At 72.5% G+C, this 17,517-nt stretch carries 16 protein-coding genes; 8 read left to right on the top strand and 8 right to left on the bottom strand.

The window, feature by feature from the left end:
* Window positions 1–1,911, top strand: a 1,911-nt coding sequence (locus ABZ923_RS37380) for a condensation domain-containing protein (RefSeq protein WP_361481508.1), incomplete at its 5' end; no start/stop codon positions are given.
* 52 nt (window positions 1,912–1,963) lie between these two features.
* Here ABZ923_RS37380 and ABZ923_RS37385 read toward each other — a convergent pair.
* Window positions 1,964–3,277: a hypothetical protein gene (locus tag ABZ923_RS37385; RefSeq protein ID WP_361481511.1), complete on the bottom strand. Its 1,314-nt coding sequence runs from the start codon at window positions 3,275–3,277 to the stop codon at window positions 1,964–1,966.
* A gap of 158 nt (window positions 3,278–3,435) precedes the next feature.
* Between ABZ923_RS37385 and ABZ923_RS37390 the strand changes: the two genes are divergently transcribed.
* The 3 genes from ABZ923_RS37390 to ABZ923_RS37400 are packed head-to-tail and all read left to right on the top strand — an operon-like array spanning window position 3,436 to window position 5,250.
* Window positions 3,436–3,918: a hypothetical protein gene (locus ABZ923_RS37390; RefSeq protein ID WP_361481514.1), complete on the top strand. Its 483-nt coding sequence runs from the start codon at window positions 3,436–3,438 to the stop codon at window positions 3,916–3,918.
* A gap of 6 nt (window positions 3,919–3,924) precedes the next feature.
* Window positions 3,925–4,314, top strand: coding sequence for a BlaI/MecI/CopY family transcriptional regulator (locus ABZ923_RS37395; RefSeq protein ID WP_361481517.1), 390 nt, complete (start codon window positions 3,925–3,927; stop codon window positions 4,312–4,314).
* A 30-nt stretch (window positions 4,315–4,344) separates the two neighbouring features.
* The gene (locus ABZ923_RS37400) at window positions 4,345–5,250 is read left to right on the top strand and encodes a M56 family metallopeptidase (protein WP_361481520.1); all 906 of its coding nucleotides are present in this window, start codon (window positions 4,345–4,347) and stop codon (window positions 5,248–5,250) included.
* Window positions 5,251–5,295: 45 nt separating this feature from the next.
* Here the strand turns inward: ABZ923_RS37400 and ABZ923_RS37405 are convergent, their stop codons facing one another.
* The 6 genes from ABZ923_RS37405 to ABZ923_RS37430 form a co-directional block, all read right to left on the bottom strand.
* The gene (locus tag ABZ923_RS37405) at window positions 5,296–6,663 is read right to left on the bottom strand and encodes an aminotransferase class III-fold pyridoxal phosphate-dependent enzyme (RefSeq protein WP_361481523.1); all 1,368 of its coding nucleotides are present in this window, start codon (window positions 6,661–6,663) and stop codon (window positions 5,296–5,298) included.
* A gap of 31 nt (window positions 6,664–6,694) precedes the next feature.
* Window positions 6,695–8,251 carry an NAD(P)/FAD-dependent oxidoreductase gene (locus tag ABZ923_RS37410; RefSeq protein ID WP_361481526.1) on the bottom strand — a complete coding sequence of 519 codons (1,557 nt, stop codon included), beginning with the start codon at window positions 8,249–8,251 and terminating at the stop codon, window positions 6,695–6,697.
* Window positions 8,248–9,042, bottom strand: a complete 795-nt coding sequence (locus ABZ923_RS37415) for a class I SAM-dependent methyltransferase (RefSeq protein WP_361481529.1) — start codon at window positions 9,040–9,042, stop codon at window positions 8,248–8,250. The genes ABZ923_RS37410 and ABZ923_RS37415 overlap by 4 nt, the downstream gene beginning before the upstream one ends.
* Before the next feature lie 73 nt (window positions 9,043–9,115).
* Window positions 9,116–9,766 (bottom strand): class I SAM-dependent methyltransferase, encoded by a 651-nt coding sequence (locus tag ABZ923_RS37420; RefSeq protein WP_361481532.1) that lies wholly within the window; start codon window positions 9,764–9,766, stop codon window positions 9,116–9,118.
* 68 nt (window positions 9,767–9,834) lie between these two features.
* Window positions 9,835–11,319 carry an MDR family MFS transporter gene (locus ABZ923_RS37425; protein WP_361481535.1) on the bottom strand — a complete coding sequence of 495 codons (1,485 nt, stop codon included), beginning with the start codon at window positions 11,317–11,319 and terminating at the stop codon, window positions 9,835–9,837.
* A 6-nt stretch (window positions 11,320–11,325) separates the two neighbouring features.
* Window positions 11,326–12,276, bottom strand: coding sequence for an NAD(P)/FAD-dependent oxidoreductase (locus ABZ923_RS37430; protein WP_361481538.1), 951 nt, complete (start codon window positions 12,274–12,276; stop codon window positions 11,326–11,328).
* Window positions 12,277–12,355: 79 nt separating this feature from the next.
* Here ABZ923_RS37430 and ABZ923_RS37435 point away from each other — a divergent pair, with 79 nt between their 5' ends.
* Window positions 12,356–12,811: a MerR family transcriptional regulator gene (locus ABZ923_RS37435; protein WP_361481541.1), complete on the top strand. Its 456-nt coding sequence runs from the start codon at window positions 12,356–12,358 to the stop codon at window positions 12,809–12,811.
* A 23-nt stretch (window positions 12,812–12,834) separates the two neighbouring features.
* Here the strand turns inward: ABZ923_RS37435 and ABZ923_RS37440 are convergent, their stop codons facing one another.
* Complete coding sequence (locus ABZ923_RS37440) at window positions 12,835–14,079, bottom strand: cytochrome P450 (protein ID WP_361481544.1); 1,245 nt, start codon at window positions 14,077–14,079, stop codon at window positions 12,835–12,837.
* A 127-nt stretch (window positions 14,080–14,206) separates the two neighbouring features.
* On the opposite strand from ABZ923_RS37440, the gene ABZ923_RS37445 reads away from it, so the two are divergent.
* The 3 genes from ABZ923_RS37445 to ABZ923_RS37455 all read left to right on the top strand — a co-directional run bounded on the left by ABZ923_RS37445 (window position 14,207) and on the right by ABZ923_RS37455 (window position 17,484).
* Window positions 14,207–15,337 carry a hypothetical protein gene (locus ABZ923_RS37445; RefSeq protein ID WP_361481547.1) on the top strand — a complete coding sequence of 377 codons (1,131 nt, stop codon included), beginning with the start codon at window positions 14,207–14,209 and terminating at the stop codon, window positions 15,335–15,337.
* A gap of 64 nt (window positions 15,338–15,401) precedes the next feature.
* Window positions 15,402–16,607, top strand: a complete 1,206-nt coding sequence (locus tag ABZ923_RS37450; protein WP_361481550.1) for an NAD(P)/FAD-dependent oxidoreductase — start codon at window positions 15,402–15,404, stop codon at window positions 16,605–16,607.
* 52 nt (window positions 16,608–16,659) lie between these two features.
* Complete coding sequence (locus ABZ923_RS37455) at window positions 16,660–17,484, top strand: ester cyclase (RefSeq protein WP_361481552.1); 825 nt, start codon at window positions 16,660–16,662, stop codon at window positions 17,482–17,484.
* Window positions 17,485–17,517 lie beyond the last annotated feature (33 nt).

Here is a 17,517-nt window from a genome sequence, read left to right on the forward strand (position 1 = left end):
AAAATCAACGGCTACCGCATCGAACTCGGCGAAATCGACACCGCACTCACCACACACCCCCACATCACCAACGCCGTCACCACCACCGACACCACCCCCCAAGGCACCAAACGCCTCATCACCTACGCCACTGTCAACCGCGACACGGACACGGAAGAACTCCGCGACTGGCTACGGACCAAGATCCCCGCCTACATGGTCCCGCCCGTCCTCATCGTCCTCGACGACATCCCCCTCAGCAGCAACGGCAAAATCGACCGCAAAGCCCTGCCCTCCCCGTCCCAGACCCGGGTCACCGCCCACACCGCGCCGGCCACGCCCGTCGAACACACCCTCACCCAGGTCTGGACGGAACTCCTCAACCCCGCCCACCCGTTGTCGACCACGGCCAACCTCTTCGAACTCGGCGCCGACTCCCTCCTCGCCCTGCGCGCCACCGCCGCCGCCGACCGCCACGGCCTCCACCTCCAACTCGCCGACATCTTCAACCACCCCACCATCACCCAGCAGGCACTGGTCGCGGACTCGGTCTCGGTGGGCTCCGTGGAGGACGACCCGGTGGGGCCGACCGGGATGACGCCCTCGCAGCACTGGTTCCTGTCCCAGGACCTGCCGCGCCGGCAGCACTGGAACGACGCCTCCTTCCTGCTGGCGCTCCAGAGGCCGCTCGACCCGGCCGTCCTGGGCCGGGCCCTGGGCCGCGTGCTGGAGCACCACGACGCGCTGCGGCTGCGCTTCGTCCCGGGCGGGGACGGTGGCTGGACGGCACGGGTGGCGCCGTACGACGCGGCGGAGGAGCTGCCGTTCAGCGTGCACGACCTGTCGGGACTGGACAGCCGGGCCCAGAAGAGGCGCAGCGTGGAGATCAGCGACACGCTCCAGGCCAGCCTGGACCTCGGCCGCGGGCCGCTGCTGCGGATGGCCTACTTCGACATGGGGGACCGGCCGCACTGCGTGCTGTTCCTGGCGCACTGGCTGGCGGTCGACCACTACTCGGGCCGGATCCTGCTGGAGGACCTGCTCGGCTGCTACGCCGATCTGGAGGCCGGGGGTGATGGGCTGCTGCCGCCGCGCACGACCTCGTTCCGGGCCTGGACCCGCGGGCTCGCCGCGTACGCCGACTCCGCGGAGGTGGCGGCGGAGGCGGACCACTGGGCGAGCGAGGCCCGCCGGCGTCCCACGCCCGTCCCGGTGGACGCCACGGACGGCCCCAACTCGCTGGAGTCGCTGGAGAACGTCACCGTGCGCGTGGACCGCGACGTGACGGACGCGCTGGTGCACCTGTTGCCCCGGCACCTGCGGGCCGACCTGTCCGAGGTGCTGTGCTCGGCGGCACTGCGCGCCCTGCACACCGTGTACCCGCAGCCGGGCGGCGCGGGGCGGGTGCTGGTCGACCTGGAGCGGCACGGGCGCGACCTGCCGGTGCCGGGCGCCAACGTCAGCCGTACGGTGGGGCGTTTCTCCACGCTCGTACCGGTGCTGCTGGCGTACGACGCGGCCCTGCCGGCCGAGGAGGCGCTGCGCCGGGTGCGCGAGCAGGTCGGTGCGCAGCCGGGCCGGGGAGCCGGGCACGGACTGCTGACGTACCTGTCCACCCGGCCCGAGGCGGAGGCGGTGCGCGGTCTGCCCACGGCGCAGATCGGCGTGAACTACCTGGGGCAGGTCGACGAGGTGTTCCTGCGCAGCGACCTGCTGAGCGTGCCGCGCATGGCCTACGGCAGGCAGCGCAGCGACACCGGGACCCGGTTCCGGTTGATCGACGTGGTCGGCTTCGTGGTCGCGGGGCGGCTGAACCTCACCGTCGGCTTCAGCGCCAACCGGCACTCCCCCGCGACCCGTACGGCCTTCACGACGGCCCTCGTCGGTGAGCTGACCGAACTCGCCCGGTGGGTCCGGCAGTCCGAGCAGTGAGCGATGCCGGCAGGCCCGGGGGCCGGAACGCGTCCCCCGGGCCCGCCGACGCTCACGCCTGGAGCAGCAGGGTCAGTCCGCCGAGGGTCAGGGCCATCATCACGGTGAACAGCGGCACCTGCGGCAGGGTCCTGCGTCCGCTCGGCAGCGCGCCGACGGCCGTGTCGTGGGCGGCGATCACGCCGAGGACGTGCCCGGTGACGACGGACACCACCTGCAGCAGCGCCAGGGCGGCCGCCGGCGGCAGCGCGTACGCGGTGGCGGGGGCGCCACCGTGGTGGGCGGTGAGCGGCTCCCCGGAGACGAAGAAGACGTCGACGAACCGCTGCGCCTCCAGCATCAGTGCCGAGGCGTAGTGCGCGATCACGTAGCCGACGGCGACCGGTACGAGGGAGGGCGCCATCAGGGCGGCGTTCCAGGTGCCGTCGCGGGACAGCAGGCGCGCCGCCCAGGCGGACAGCCGCAGCAGGCCCAGCATCAACAGGGCCGCGGCGAGCAGCCCCGCCGTGCGGGCCGGGGACTCGGGCAGCCCGTCGGACGCCGTCTTCCAGGCGTCCGTGTTGGCGAAGCTGTCGAAGCCGGTCAGGGCCAGCATCACCGACACCAGGGCGGTCAGGCCCGGCTGCTCGCGCACCCCGGCCAGCCCGTTGAACGGGTTGCGCAGGACCAGGCGCCGCTCGCCGTCGCGGGAGCGGCCCAGCGGGGACATCGCGGCGACGAGGGAGGAGTACACCTCGAAGGGGTCGCCGTGCGCGAACCAGCGCGAGCCGTACACGGTCGCGGCGATCAGCTGCACCGCCGCGTACAGCCACAGCCACAGCAGTACCGTGGAGGCGGACTGGCGTGCGGGGGCGGCGAGTTCGAGCCATCCGAAGCAGAGCAGGCCGATCGCGGCGGGCCGGACACCGATCCGTTCCGGCAGCCGGCGCAGCCCCTCCTCGGGCGGGGTCCGCAGCAGCGCGCAGATCACCTCGTGCACGGAGCGCAGCGGGTTCAGCAGCCGCCAGACGGGCCCCAGCAGCAGGGACGCGGGGACGAGTCCCACCCAGAACAGTACGTAGACCATGCCGAGTCCCAGTTCGTGACCGCCGTAGCCCGTCGTCAGCACGGTCAGTGCGAGCAGGGCCAGGGCCGCTCCGACGGTCCTCAGGGTGCGGCGCAGGAGCGGGTGGTCGACGGCGAGCGAGAGGGGCTCGGGGATCCGGCGCCAGACGCGGCGCTCCTCGAAGCGGCGCTCCTGCCAGCGCAGCCGCAGCGCGTCGAAGGACGCGTACAGGGCGGTGGCCCCGGCGATCAGCGCGTAGGTACGGGGGATGGGGCCGGAGCCGTGCCCGACCACGTGGGCGAGAGTGAGGGCGGAGACCATGCGCCCACCCTGGTCGGGCGCGGCCGTGGCGGCCCAGACTCCGCGGGCCGGGCCTTCGGGTCCGGCGGGAACGGAGCCCGGGGTACCCGATCGGGCAGTCCGTTCGGGCTGGCCGGTGTCGGATCACGCTGTTACGTCGCACCGGGCACGGTGGTGGTATGGAATCGACAGGCACGGGGACGGCCCTCGGAGAGCGGACCGTCGGGTCCCCCGGCGGTGACCCGCTGGGCTGGCGCAGACACCTGGCCTTCGCCGGCGTGGTGGTCTACCTCTTCGGTCAGGCGTACGACACGTACTGGCACGCGAAGAACGTCTCGTTCGTCGTGGAGCCGCCGAGTTCGCTGTGGGGCATCCATCTGGGGATCTGGATGGGCGCCGTCGTCACGGTGGCGGGCGGTACGGTGCTGTGGAGACGTGCCGGGTTCCGCGTGGCCGGGGTGCTGCTCGCCGTCGGCGGAGGGGTCGAACTCGCCGGCTTCTTCCTCGACATGTGGAAGCACTCGCAGGGCACGTCCCTGGACTTCTACCACGACCTGGTGTGGTACGGATTCGGTGTGGTGGTGGTCGCCATGGTCCGGCTGGAGGCCATGCGCCGCAACCGTCTCGGTGCCGGGCACCACGGGAATGACACAGGACCGTGATGGCTCATGAACGAACGCGAAGCCGACAAACTGAGCAAGGCCCTGGGGCCGCTCGGCGCCGAACTCCTCACCGTGCTCTGGCGGGCCGACCGGCGCCTGACGGTACGTCAGGTGCTTGAGGAGGTCAATCGCGGGCGGCCGGAGCCCCTCGCCTACACGACCGTCATGACGGTCCTCAACCGGCTGAACAAACGCAACGTGCTGCGCCGCACGGAGGAGGGCCGCGGATTCGCCTACGAGGCGGTGGTGACCGACGCCGCCGATCTGGCCGTACGCGATGTCATCCGGGACCACGGTGTCTCGGCGGTGGCGCGCTTCATCGACCAGTGCCAGGCGGAGCCGCAGCTGCGTTCCCGGCTGATGAAACTCGTGCGGACGGACTCCGGCGACACCTGACAGACAGACACGACACAACGGTACGGGGGAGTGTTCGAGTTGGTGCGGCTGCGCAACGGCATGCCACGGGTTCCCGCCTCCCGGGCGGCGCTCACCATGGGAGCCCTGACCGGGCTCATCGCGTTCGACGTGCTGGTCTACACGCTGCTGTGGCGCTGGCGGCAACGGCCGGGGGCCGGCCCGGCCCGCGGGGTCGCGGAGGCGGTCCACGACGTGGTCCTCGGCTCCGGAGCGGCGGTGGCGCTGGCGACGGTGACGGTGGCCGCCACGGTCGCGGTCCGCGGGCTGCTCGTGAGCCGGCGGGCGGTGCGGCGTCTCGCCGAGCACACCGTTCCGCCGTCGAGGCGTCTGCTGGCACTCGCCCGGGACGCCGGTGGATCCGATAACGATGTCAGACTGGTGCAGCTCGACGTGGACGAGGCCCTCGCCGTCACGTACGGGCTGCTGCGGCCCGTGGTCGCCGTCAGCACCGGCCTGGCGCAGCGGACGACCGACGCCGAGCTGGCCGTGGTGCTCCGGCACGAGCTGCACCACGCCCGGCACCGGCATCCCCTGGAGCGGCTGGTGGTGGAGACGGTCGCCTCGACGCTGTGGTTCGTGCCGGGACCGCGCGAGGTGGCGCGCCACGTGAAGATGCGTCAGGAGCTGTCGGCGGACCAGGCGGCGCTGGCGTTCGCCGCGCCGAGCGTGGTCGCGAGCGCCCTGGTGAAGTGCCTGGCCGACGACGTCCGGCCGGCCGTCGGCATCGGCATGGGCGGCGACACCGCGCTGGCCGCCCGGGTCGAACAGCTGGAGCGTGGGGAGAAACGATTCTCCCGATGTCTGCGGTGCTGTCATCTGCGCCGGGTGCTGCTGGGGGCCGTGGTACTGCTGGGACTGGTCCTCTACTGCTGTGTGTCGGCCGCCGCCGGAGCCCAGGTGACACCGTTCCGCTGAGCCGCCGGCCCGTTCGGACCGGCGGCTCGGCGGCGCCCGCGGCCGTCACGCCACACGGGCGTCCGCGACGGTCAGGGCCTCGTCGATCCGGGCCAGGCCCTCCCGGGCGTCCTCCTCGCTGATGTTGCACGGGGGCGTGATGTTCAGCCGGTTGAGGTACACCATCGCGCTCACCCCCCGCTGCATCAGCGCCCCCATCAGCTCCGCGCCCTGCGGGGTGAGCCGGTCCGGAGTGTCGTAATTGACGTACATCTCCTTGGACTGCTTGTTCCGTACCAGCTCCAGCGCCCAGATCGCGCCGATGCCGCGGGCCTCGCCGACGCACGGGTGACGCTCGGCCATCTTCGTCAGCTCCGGCTCGAACACCTCGCGGCCCAGGCGCGCCGCGTGTTCGACGACGCCCTCGTCGCGCATCGTGTCGATCGCCTCGACCGCGACGGCGCAGCCGAGCGCGTGGCCGGAGTACGTCGACCCGCCGGGGTAGGGCGTCTTGCTGAACGTCTCCACGATCTCGTCGGAGACGAGCACGCCGGACAGCGGCACATAGCCGGAGTTGACCCCCTTGGCGAAGGTCATCAGGTCCGGGCGCACGCCCCAGTGGTCGGTGGCGAACCAGGCGCCGGTGCGGGCGAAGCCGACCATGATCTCGTCCAGGATCAGCATGATGCCGTACTTGTCGCACAGCTCCCGCACCCCGGCGAGATAGCCGTCCGGCGGGACGAGGACGCCGCTGCTGGTGCCGCCGACCGGCTCCAGCACGAGGGCGGCGATGGTCTTCGCCCCCTCCAGCACGATCACCTGCTCCAGGTGCTCCAGCGCCCGCGCGCACTCCTGCTCCTCGCTGTCGGAGTAGAACGCCGAGCGGTACAGGTAGGGCGGGAAGAAGCGGACCACGCCGGCCGTGCCGGTGTCGTTGCGCCAGCGGCGCGGGTCACCGGTGAGCTGGATCGCCGTCGAGGTGGCGCCGTGGAACGAGTGGTGGGCGGCCAGCAGCTTGAACCGGCCCGTGTGCAGCCGCGCGAGCCGCACGGCGTGCTCCACGGCCTCGGCGCCGCCGGTGGTGAACAGCACCCGGTTCAGGCCCTCGGGAGCCAGCTCGGCGATCTTGCGGGCGGCGGTGGCGCGCCGCTCCTCGGCGAAGTGCGGGGCGATGGTGCACAGCCGGTCGGCCTGCTCCTTGATCGCGGCCACCAGGCGTGGATGCCGGTGCCCCAGGTTGGCGTACACGAGCTGGGAGGAGAAGTCGAGATAGCGGTTGCCGGCGTAGTCCCAGAACCACGATCCCTCCGCTCCGGCCACCGGCAGGGCCATGTGCGCACCCTGCTGCACCCAGCCGCGGAAGACATGCGCCCCGTCGTCGGCGACGACGGCCTGCGCGGCTTCGAGTCCCTTGCCTGTCTCGGAAGTTGTCATAGCTGGCACGGTAGGGCGGGGCCCTTCCTCCTCACAGTTCCGTTCGGGTGGGCTGATCGGGTACGTGGCGCAGGACGGCCGGGCTCGCCGAGCCGCCGCCCGCGGGCGGCGGCCGGCGGAAGGCGGCCGGGTCGGGCCGGGCCGTCAGCCGTTGGTACAGGGTGGTGCGGAAGGGCCAGTTGTTGGTGAGGACGCCGTCCCCGGTCTTGAACCAGCTGGTGCAGGAGCCGGCCCAGACGGTGTGCGCGGATCCCTCGTCCACCCGTCCCTGCCAGGCCTGGAGCGCCTGCTGCGTGGCCTCCAGGACCCCGTCGGCGCCGGCGGCCCGCCGGTCGGCGAGCAGGGCCACGCACCGGGCGATGTGCACCGCCTGCGCCTCCAGGGTGAGGATCACCGAGTTGTGTCCCAGGTTGGTGTTGGGCCCGTACATCAGGAACAGGTTGGGGAAGTCGGGCACATGGATGCCGAGGTAGGCGCGTGCCCCGCCCCGCCACACCTCCGCCAGGTCGCGCCCGTCCCGGCCGGTGACCGTCATCGGGGCGAGGAACTCCGTGGTGCGGAACCCGGTGGCGTAGACGATCGTGTCCACCTCGCGGTGAACGCCGTCGGTGGTCTCGATGCCCTTCCGCGTGACCCGGGCGATGGGCTGCGTGACCACCTCCACGTGGTCGCGGGTAAGGGTCGGGTACCAGTCGGAGGAGAGCACGATCCGCTTGCAGCCCACGGCGAAGTCGGGCGTCAGCCGGGCGCGCAGCTCGGGGTCGGGGACGCCGGCGCGCAGATGGCGCAGGGCCATGGTGCGCAGCAGGCCCCCGATGAGGCGGTTGCCCCGCAGCGCGGGCAGCAGCACGGCCTCGGAGCGGCGGAACAGCATCGAGCGGTAGGCCCGGTGGGCGCCGGGCACGGTACGCAGCAGCAGTGACAGCGCCGGGTGGAAGCGGGCGTCCGGTTTGGGCAGCACCCAGTTCGCCGTGCGCTGGTGGACGTACAGCCGGCGCACCCGGCCGGCGATGGCCGGCACCACCTGCGCGGCGCTCGACCCGGTGCCGACGACGGCCACGGAGCGCCCCTCCAGGGAGTGGCCGTGGTCCCAGCGCGCGGTGTGGAAGGTGGTGCCCTCGAAATCCTCCGCGCCGGGCAGCGCCGGCACGTTGGGCCGGTGCAGCTGGCCGACGGCGCTGACCACCACGTCGGCGGTGTGCGTCCGGCCGTCCGCGGTGTGCAGGCTCCACTGTGCCCGGCCGTCGTCGTAGCGCGCCGCGGTGATCTCCGTGCCGTAGCGCACGTGCCGCTCCACGCCGTGGTCACGGGCGCAGGCGCGCAGGTACTCCAGCACCTGCGGCTGCCCGGGGTAGCGGACGCGGCTGTCGCGGTACGGGGCGAAGGCGTACGAGTACAGGTGGGAGGGTATGTCGCAGCCCGCGCCGGGATAGGTGTTGTCCCGCCAGGTGCCGCCGAGGTCGCCGGCCTTCTCGTACACGGTGAACGACTCGATGCCCTGCCGCTTGAGCTGCACGGCGGCGGCCAGGCCGGCGAAGCCGGAGCCGATGACCGCCACCTGCACATGACCGTGCCGACGGTCCGTCATGGCCGGACGGCACCCGTCTTGCGGTACACCGAGACGTGGGCCTGGCTCCCGGCGGCGAAGGGGACCTGGTCCCAGTCCGCGTACCGGTGCTCCAGGGTGAGTCCGGCCAGCCGGGCCATCAGGTCCAGTTCGCTGGGCCACACGTAGCGGAACCGCACGGTGTGCTCCCGCCCGGCGCCCGCGTCCTTGAGGCTGTAGTGCGGGTACATGTGCTGGTGGACCGGGTCGTGGCGGTCGATGCCCAGGTTCAGGCTGGCGTCGCCGCTGCGCGCCACCTCCATCCGCTGCCCGCTCTGCCGCGCCGCCTCGAAGCGCGCGATGTCGGGCACGAAGCCCTGGAAGACGAAGGCGCCGCCCTCCGGCAGCAGGGCCGCCGCGCGGTCGAGGCAGCGTATCTGGTCCTCCTGGGTGGCCAGGCTGTAGAGCGTGTTGAACACGACGTAGACCAGCCCGAAGGGCCCCCGCACGTCCGGTTCCGTGAAGTCGCCGTGCACCAGGGACACGGTGTCGCTGCCGGGCTTGTCGCGCAGCCGGCCCAGCATCTCCTCCGAGGCGTCGATGCCGGTAACGTCGACACCGCGGGCGGCCAGCGGCAACGCCACCCGGCCGGTGCCGATGCCGAGTTCGAGCACGCGCCGCTCCCCGGTGTCCTTCGCGACGCGTTCCGCGAGGTCGGCGAGAAAGCGCACGGAGGGCTCGGTGTCCTGCTGAAGGCGCACGATCCAGTTGTCGTAGATGTCGGCGAGCTCCTCGCCGTAACTGGTCGGCCCGTAGTTCTCCTGCGTGGTCATGCCGGGAGTCAACCTCCGGGGCGAGTAGGGGGGCCAGGCTCCATCGGCCTGGCCGTCGGGGCGGGTCGGGCGGTCAGTTCCCCGGCAGGCGGACCGCGAGCCGGGCGAAGGGCTTGAAGGGCAGCCGGGCGAACGGCGGGACCAGTTCGTGCTCCACCGCCGCGCCGGCGAACTGCGGGGCGGTGGCCACCGCGCCGGCCGGCCCGGCGGCCGGCACGGACCGGAAGTCGTAGACCACGAACCGGCCGCCGGGGCGCAGCACCCGGGCCACCTCGGCGACGGCACCGGTGAGGTCGTGCCAGTGGTGGGTGCTGAGGGTGGTGATCACCAGATCCACCGAGCGGTCGTCCAGCGGCAGGTCCGCCGCGTCGCCGAGGTGCACGGTGATCCGGCCGTCCAGGCCCTCGGCGAAGGCCTTGTGGCGGGCCCGGCGCACCATCGACGGGGCGATGTCGAGCCCGTGCAGCACCAGGTCCTCGCGGCGGCGGGCGGCGGCCAGCAGCAGGTGCCCGGGGCCGGTGCCGATGTCGAGGACGGTGCCGCCCTTGGGCACGGAGGCGGTCTCGGCGGCCGCCCGGCGGTACAGCCCGCCGAGCAGCCGTCCGGAGAGCCGGTCGTACCAGTCGCTGCTCATGCCCATCCCGCCGGGTTCGCCGTGGGCGTGGTGGTGGGCGGGGGCGAGGCGCAGCAGGCCGTGGCGTGCCGTGGTGAGCAGACGGCGCATGTCGAGTGTCTCCGGTGCGTGGTGGCGACGGGGAGGGGCCGTGGCGCGGCCCCTCCCCGGGTGCGGGATCAGCTGGTGGACGGCTCCGGCTCGGTGTCCGGGGTGTCCTTGGCGGGGCCGGCGTCGACGCGGACGAGGGCCAGCAGGACGAGCAGCAGCAGGGCCAGCGGCACGCCCCACACGAAGACGTCCGGGATCGCCTCGGCGGTGGCGTCGGGGGTGACGGGGCCCTCGCCGACCTCGCGGGCGAGCAGGTTGCCGAAGAGCGCCACGCCGACGGCCATGCCGAGGCCGCGGATGGAGAGGTTGGCCGCGGTGGTGGCCGCGAGGTCGGGCGGTGCGGCCGCGTTCTGCGACACCACCACGAGGTTCTGCATCAGCAGGCCGAACCCGGCGCCCAGCACCACCATCGCGCCGGCCGCGTACCAGTAGCCCCGGTCCGGGTCGATCGTGGCGAGCAGGACGAACGCCCCGATCAGCACCGCGGCGCCGGCCAGCAGGTACGGCTTGAAGCGCCCGCTCTTGCCGGCCTTGCCGCCCGCGACCGCCGAGACGAGGATGAACGGGATGAAGTACGGGGTCAGGGCGAGTCCGGCGCGGGTGGCGCTCCAGTCGTACGCGGTCTGCAGGAAGGTCGGCATGAACACCACCGACCCGTACAGCAGCATGCCGAGGACAGCGGTGGCCGGCAGGATCAGGCGCAGCGCGGGGTTGGCGAACAGCCGCATGGGCAGCAGCGGGTTGGCGGCTCGCTTCTCCCACTGGACGAACGCCGCGAACAGTGCGACGCATGCCACGGCGAGGACGATGATCTGGGCGGAGCCCCAGTCGTACTCGCGACCGCCCCACTCGGTCAGCAGCAGCAGGCTGACCACGGCGGCGACCACCAGGACGGCGCCGGTGTAGTCGACGCGGTCGGTGGCGCCGGCCCGCGGCAGCCGCAGGGCGTAGGCGGACAGCGCCACGGCCAGGACGCCGATGGGGACGTTGATGTAGAAGATCCAGCGCCAGCCGGACCCGTCGGTGATGGCACCGCCGACCAGCGGCCCGCCGACGCTGGCGAGCGCGAACACGGCGCCGGTGAGGCCCTGCACCTTGCCGCGCAGGTGCTGCGGGTACAGCTCGGACAGGGCGACGGTGGGAATGACGAACAGCGCGCCGGCGCCGATGCCCTGGACCACGCGGGCGGCGATCAGCTGCGGCATCGACTGCGCCATGCCGCACAGCAGCGAGGAGAGGGTGAACAGCACGACGGCGGCGATGAACACCTCGCGCCGTCCGTAGCGGTCGCTGATCCGGCCGTAGAAGGTGCCGGTCGCCGTGGACGCCAGCACGTAGGCGGTCACCACCCAGCTGAAGCTGTCCGCCCCGCCGATGTCGGCGGAGATCTCGGGCAGGGCGATGGCCACGACGGTCTGGTCGAGCACGGACAGCAGCATGCCGAGGACCATCGCGATCGAGGCGAGGGGTACGTTGCTGCGCTGCGTCTGTTCTGGGCGGTCGGCGGTGTCGCTGGCGGACTTCCCCGGCCGGGCGGGAATGCTCTCGGTCATGCGGTCTCACGCCCTCCCGGACGCGAAGGGGTTGGGCAGTTTGAACTCGGCGCTCAGCAGGTCCTGGTCGATGATCGCCCCTGCCACCGTGCCGGCGGAGGCGGCGGCGATCACCGCGGCCATGGGGGCGGGCACCGTGGCCCGGCGCGCCATGTCGCCGGCGGCGTAGACGCCGGGCACGCTCGTCTGGTGGAACTCGTTGACCTCGACGCAGGCGTCGGGGAACATCGCGCAGCCCAGCAACTGGGCGAAGGGGGCGCGCTGGTGGAGCACAGTCTTGATGAAGACGGCGTCCCGCCGCAGCGGCGCGCCGCCCTCGAAGGCGATGTGGTCCAGCCGGCCGTTCTCCCCGGCCAGCGCGGTCACGGGCTCCTGGCGCACGGTGACCCCGTTGGCCTCCAGCACGCTCTGCATGACCGGCTCCAGCGGCTCGCCGCCCGTGCACAGCACCATGTCGGCGGTGAACCGGCTGAGTTGCAGGGCGAGCCGGACGCGGTCGGGGCCGGCGCCGAGGACCGCTATGTGCCGGCCGGTGACCTCGTAGCCGTGGCAGTAGGGGCAGTGGAAGGCCGACTTGCCCCACAGTTCGGCGGCCCCGGGGACGGGGGGCATCTCGTCCCGCAGTCCGGTGGCGAGCAGCAGCCGGCGGGCCTCCGCGACGCTGCCGTCGGCGAGGGTCGCCTCGAAGTGCTCGTCGGTCAGGCGGCGCACGGACTCCACCGCCGTGGAGCGGACCTCGACGTGCGGATAGGCGGCGAGGTTCTCGCGGCCCAGCGCCCGCAGGTCGGCGGGCGAAGTGCCCTCCAGGGCGAGGAAGTTGTGCATCGCGTCGGCCGGGGCGTTGCGTCCTTCGTCGCTGTCGGCCAGCAGCACGGTGTGATGGGTCCGGCCCAGCGTCAGCGCCGCCGACATCCCGGCAGGGCCTCCGCCGATGATGATGACATCTTTCATGTCCATGTCGTCTGTCGCTCCCGTCTTGGGTTCTGACGCGTCTGATCGGCTTGACCTGGACCCAACTCTGCAAGTTAATGTCAACATGAAGTCAAGCGACGCGGAGCCGACGATGACCATCGGCGAACTCGCCGAACGGTTCGATCTGCGCCCCCACGTGCTCAGGCACTGGGAGTCCAGCGGGCTGCTGTCCCCCGCCGAGCGGGTGAACGGCAGGCGCCGCTACACCAGGCGCCACATCGCCCGCGTGGCGATGATCGTGCGGGGCAAGGCCGCGGGCTTCAGCCTGGAGCAGCTGCGTGACGTGCTCGACGCCCGGGACGCCGACGCCCGGCAGACCCTGCTGCGCGCCCACTACGAGGAACTGGAACGGCGCATCGAGGAGATCGAGGCGTCCCGCACCCTGATCGAGCACGCCATGAGCTGCCGGGCGCACGACTTCACCCAGTGCCCCGGCTTCAGCCGCCTGGTGGAGTCGCTGAACGAGGGCTCGCAGGCCGCGAAGGCGCACTCCGAGGAGCTGCGCGGGCACGCCCACTGACGTTCCGCCGCACGCGGACGGGCTCAGCGCACGCCCGAGAACGCCACCCGCATCCGCTCCGGGCCCCGCAGGATCACATGCGGGCGGTACTCCACGGACCCGTTCACCACCTGGGGGTCCTCCACCCGGGAGAAGAACGCCTGGAGCGCGAGCGCCGCCTCCAGCTTGCCCAGGTTCGCGCCGAGGCAGCGGTGCACTCCGCTGGAGAACGACAGGTGGTCGAGCCGCCGGTCCGCGGCGCGGGTGATGTCGAAGCGGTCGGGGTCCTCGAAGACCTCCGGGTCGCGGTTGGCGGCCGCCGCCAGCAGCAGCACGTCCATGCCCGCGGGCACCTCGAAGCCGTCCAGCGCGATGGGGTCCTTCGCCATCCGGTGCAGGATCTGCACGGACGGTTCGAACCGCAGGATCTCCTCCACCGCCGAGAACGCCAGACCGGGATCCTCGCGCAGCAGCGCCAGCTGGTCCGGGTGGCGCAGCAGGGTGAGGATGCCGTGGGAGATCAGGTTGGCAGTGGTCTCGTGACCGGCCATCACCAGCAGCGCCAGCGTGGCCAGCAGCTCCTTCTCGGAGAGCCGGTCGCCCTCCTCCTCGGCCTGCACCAGCCGTGCCAGCAGCCCGTCACCGCGCCCCCCGCCGGAGGCGATCAGGTCACGGAAGTACTGGTAGAAGGCGGCCCGGGTCTCGGTGTCCTCCTTGTCGATCTCCGGGGTCCGGTTCGCCGCCATGAGCGGGTCCAGCGCCCGCCCCAGCACCGTGGACCAGGTACCGAAGATCTTGTGGTCCTCCGCCGGCACACCGAGCATCTCGCAGATCACCCGCACCGGGACCGGGTAGGAGAAGACGCTCGGGATGTCGACGGGCGAGCCGGCCCGGGCGACCTGGTCCACGAGGTCGTCGACGATCTCCCGGATCCGGCCCTCCAGGCTCTGCACCATGCGCGGGGTGAACGCCTGGGTGACCAGGCCCCGCAGCCGGGTGTGGTCGGGCGGGTCGAGGAAGGTCATGACCTCCTTGCGGGACTCGACCGCGTCCGTGCTGAGGATCTTCGACCTGCTGCGGTCGGCACTCGCCGCCGGGGAACGCAGCACGGTCTCCACGTCCTTGTGCCGGCCGAGCACCAGCAGCGCGCCGTCCATCGCGTGGAAGGGCGACGCCTGCCGCATCGCGTGCAGCACGGGATAGGGGTCCGGGCGGTTCACCGGGTCGAAGAAGGTGATCAGAAGCTCTTCGGGGCTGCCTGTGGCGGGAGCCGTCGTCGTCTCCGTCATGCGCCGAGGATCGGGCCGCCGTCCGCGGGACGGCCAGCCGCCGACGCCGTGGTCGTTCGGGCACCTCACATACACCCTCCAAAGGGCACTCCCGCTCCCCCGGGCCCGGCGACGAGGGTAGCCGGCCATGGGAGACGAACCGCTCGGCCCCGGGCCCGCGATGGCCGCGTACGCGGCACCGCCGCCGCGGGGAGCAGCCTTCGACGCCTGGCGCACCTGGGAGAGCCGGGACGACGCGCACGGAGTGATCGCGGCGGGCATCCTGGCGGCCAACGCCCGCAACGTCCAGCCCTGGCGGTTCACCGTCGACGCGCACGCCCGCCGGATCGACGTGTACGCCGACCTCACGCGCCGCCAGGGAGCACTCGACCCGTTCGACCGCGAGCTGTACGTGGGACTCGGCTGCGCGCTGGAGAACATGGTGCTCGCCGCCCGTGCCCGCGGCCACGAGCCCGAGCTGCGCCTGCTGCCGCGGCCGGACCGGCCGGAACACGCGGCCGTGCTGCGGCTGCTGCCCGGCGAGCCCGTCCCGTCGGAGCTGTACGACGCCATCCCGCACCGGCGCACCAACCGCGGCCCGTTCCGGCGCGAACCGCTGCCCGGGCCGCTGCTCGACGAGATCGCCGCGCTCGCCGGTGACGATCCCGGCGGCCCCGCGCTGCGCTGGTTCGCCCGGGAGGCGGAACGGGCCCGTGTCGCGCGCCTGCTGGTGGAGGCCACCGAGGCGGTCATCGCCGACGAGGGGCAGTCGCTGGCCGGCCACCACTGGTACCGGGGCACCGACCGGGAGATCGAACGCCGCCAGGACGGGATGACCGTGGACACCCAGGGCATGCCGCCGCTGATGAGCACGCTCGGCAAGCTGCTGCCCGCGCCCTCGCGGCGCACCGCCGACCGGTTCTGGCTGCGCAACACCCGCAGCGTGCACGTGGCCACGGCCGCGGCGTTCGGCATGATCGCCGTGCCGGACGCCGACGACCCCGTCGAGCGCATGCGCGGCGGCCGGCTGCTCCAGCGCATCCACCTGTTCGCCACCGCGCGGGGGCTCGCCGTCGGCCACCTCAACATGATGACGGTCCGCGCGGACCGGGAGCGCGAACTGGGCCTCCCGCCGCGCTTCGGCAAGGCCCTGGAGGAACTGGTCGGCGCACCGGGCCGGCAGGCGCTCGTCACCTTCCGCATCGGCCGTCCGGCCCGTCCCGCGGGCACCAGCCCCCGGCGGCCCGTGGCCACCGTCCTCGGTGCCGACGCCGGATGAAGCGGGCTTCCATCACCGTACGGCGGACCCGGTCCGCCACCATGCCGAGGAGGCAGAGACCACCATGTACGACGCGATAGTCGTCGGTGCCCGGGTCGCCGGAGCGACCTCGGCCATGCTGCTCGCGCGGGCCGGCCACCGGGTCCTGCTGCTCGACCGGGCGGCCTTCCCCAGCGACACCATGTCCACCCACTACGTGCACCAGCCCGCCATCGCCCGGCTGGCCCGGTGGAACCTGCTCGACCGGCTGACCGCGACCGGCTGCCCGCCGCTGGAGGTGGCCCGCTGGACGCTGGAGGACGTCAGCATCACGGGCTGCGCACCCCCCGTCGACGGCATCCGGGCCGCCTACGGTCCGCGCCGTTACGTCCTGGACCACCTCCTGGTGACCGCCGCCGTCGAGGCGGGCGCCGAGCTGCGCGAACGGGCCAACGTCACCGGGCTCGTACGCGACGGCGACCGGGTCGCCGGCGTGCGCGTCAAGGGCGCGGACGGCCGGGAACTGACCGAGCGGGCCCGGCTGGTGATCGGCGCCGACGGCATCGACTCGCTGGTGGCGCGGGAGGCGGGGGCCCGCCGATACGAGGAGACGCCCACCCTCAACTGCCTGTACTACACGTACTGGAACGGCCTCAAGGCCGACTACGAGGTGTACGTCCGTGGCCGCCGCGCCATCGGGGTGGTGCCCACGCACGACGACAACGTCATGATCGGCATCCAGTGGCCGCGGGCCCAGTTCGACAGCGTGCGCAGCGACATCGAGGGCTCCTACCTCAGGGCCCTGGAGGAGACCGCGCCCGGACTCGCCGAGCGGGTGCGGGAGTCGGAACGGGTGGCCCGGTTCACCGGCACCGGGCGGCTGCCGAACTTCTTCCGCACGGCCTCCGGACCGGGCTGGGCGCTGGTCGGGGACGCCGGGTTCCACAAGGACCCCGTGGGCGCCTTCGGCATCAGCGACGCGCTGCGCCACGCCGAGCTGCTCGCCGGTCTGGCCGCCCCCGCGCTCGGCGGCGAACGCCCGGTGGACGAGGCGCTCGCCGACTTCGCCGAACAGCGCGACGAGGACGCCATGCCGGAGTACTTCTTCAACCTCCAGGCGGCCCAGCTGGATCCGATGCCCGAGCTGCTGAACGTGCTGCGGGTCATCCAGGACGACCAGGACCAGATCGACCGCTTCTTCGGCCTCATCGCCGGCAGCTACGCGTGGGACGTCTTCTTCACCGACGACCTCGTCGAGCGTGCCGCGGCCCTCGCCGCCCAGGAGGCGTGAGCCCCCGCCGGCGACGTACGGCACCCACCCCCGCAGAGAGGACGCCACCACCATGAGCAGCACACCGGGCCGGCGGATCCGGCAGCTCTTCGAGGAGATCTACGGCAAGCACGACTTCGACCGCGCGCCGGAGTTCTTCGCCCCCGACTACGTCAACCACCAGCCGGGCGCCGCCCCCGGCGTGGCGGGCCTGCAGACCTGGGCCACCACCATGCTCACCCTCGTGCCGGACCTGCGGTGCAGCATCGAGCAGCTGGTGGAGCAGAACGACCGGGTCCTGGTGTACGTCCGCTGGCTCGGCACCATCGGCGGTACCGAGCGGGAGCTGTCCCAGCAGACCGCCAACCTCTACCGCCTGCGCGACGACCGGATCACCGAGCACTGGAGCGTGTTCGACTACTCCGCGCTCACCGCTCTCGGCATGACACCGCCCGACCAGACCACCCAGGTCACCGGCGCGCCCGACTGGAACGCCGGTGACCGCGAGCAGGCCAACATGCGGCTGGTGCAGCGGGTGTGGGACGAGCTGATGCACCAGCACCGGCTGGAGAAGGCCGACGACTACTACCGGCAGGACTACATCCAGCACAACCCCTTCGCGGCGCGGTCGGGCGGCGGCCTGAAGGGCATGAAGGACTTCTTCGCCGGGCTGTTCCAGCTCGCACCGGACCTGGTCGGCGACATCACCCAGATGATCGCCCAGGACGACCGGGTGGGCATCTTCTGCGTCTGGCACGGGCACGAGGCCTCCTCGGGCGAGGAGGTGCGCCTGCACACCTCCGATCTGCTGCGGATCGAGGACGGCCTGATCGCCGAGCACTGGGACGTGATGGACTACGCGGCGGTCGCCCGGTTCGGGGTGTCCGCCGAGGGCTGAGGACCACGACACCCGAAGGGGGGAGACCGGGAC

The sequence above is a fragment of the Streptomyces sp. NPDC046881 genome (assembly GCF_040645015.1).
Classification (GTDB): Bacteria; Actinomycetota; Actinomycetes; order Streptomycetales; family Streptomycetaceae; genus Streptomyces.

Coding starts and splice junctions, on each gene's coding strand:
- ABZ923_RS37385 (WP_361481511.1), bottom strand. CDS start 3,277: ATGGTCTCCGCCCTCACTCTCGCCCACGTGGTCGGGCACGGCTCCGGC.
- ABZ923_RS37390 (WP_361481514.1), top strand. CDS start 3,436: ATGGAATCGACAGGCACGGGGACGGCCCTCGGAGAGCGGACCGTCGGG.
- ABZ923_RS37395 (WP_361481517.1), top strand. CDS start 3,925: ATGAACGAACGCGAAGCCGACAAACTGAGCAAGGCCCTGGGGCCGCTC.
- ABZ923_RS37405 (WP_361481523.1), bottom strand. CDS start 6,663: ATGACAACTTCCGAGACAGGCAAGGGACTCGAAGCCGCGCAGGCCGTC.
- ABZ923_RS37410 (WP_361481526.1), bottom strand. CDS start 8,251: ATGACGGACCGTCGGCACGGTCATGTGCAGGTGGCGGTCATCGGCTCC.
- ABZ923_RS37415 (WP_361481529.1), bottom strand. CDS start 9,042: ATGACCACGCAGGAGAACTACGGGCCGACCAGTTACGGCGAGGAGCTC.
- ABZ923_RS37420 (WP_361481532.1), bottom strand. CDS start 9,766: ATGCGCCGTCTGCTCACCACGGCACGCCACGGCCTGCTGCGCCTCGCC.
- ABZ923_RS37425 (WP_361481535.1), bottom strand. CDS start 11,319: ATGACCGAGAGCATTCCCGCCCGGCCGGGGAAGTCCGCCAGCGACACC.
- ABZ923_RS37430 (WP_361481538.1), bottom strand. CDS start 12,276: ATGGACATGAAAGATGTCATCATCATCGGCGGAGGCCCTGCCGGGATG.
- ABZ923_RS37435 (WP_361481541.1), top strand. CDS start 12,356: ATGAAGTCAAGCGACGCGGAGCCGACGATGACCATCGGCGAACTCGCC.
- ABZ923_RS37440 (WP_361481544.1), bottom strand. CDS start 14,079: ATGACGGAGACGACGACGGCTCCCGCCACAGGCAGCCCCGAAGAGCTT.
- ABZ923_RS37445 (WP_361481547.1), top strand. CDS start 14,207: ATGGGAGACGAACCGCTCGGCCCCGGGCCCGCGATGGCCGCGTACGCG.
- ABZ923_RS37450 (WP_361481550.1), top strand. CDS start 15,402: ATGTACGACGCGATAGTCGTCGGTGCCCGGGTCGCCGGAGCGACCTCG.
- ABZ923_RS37455 (WP_361481552.1), top strand. CDS start 16,660: ATGAGCAGCACACCGGGCCGGCGGATCCGGCAGCTCTTCGAGGAGATC.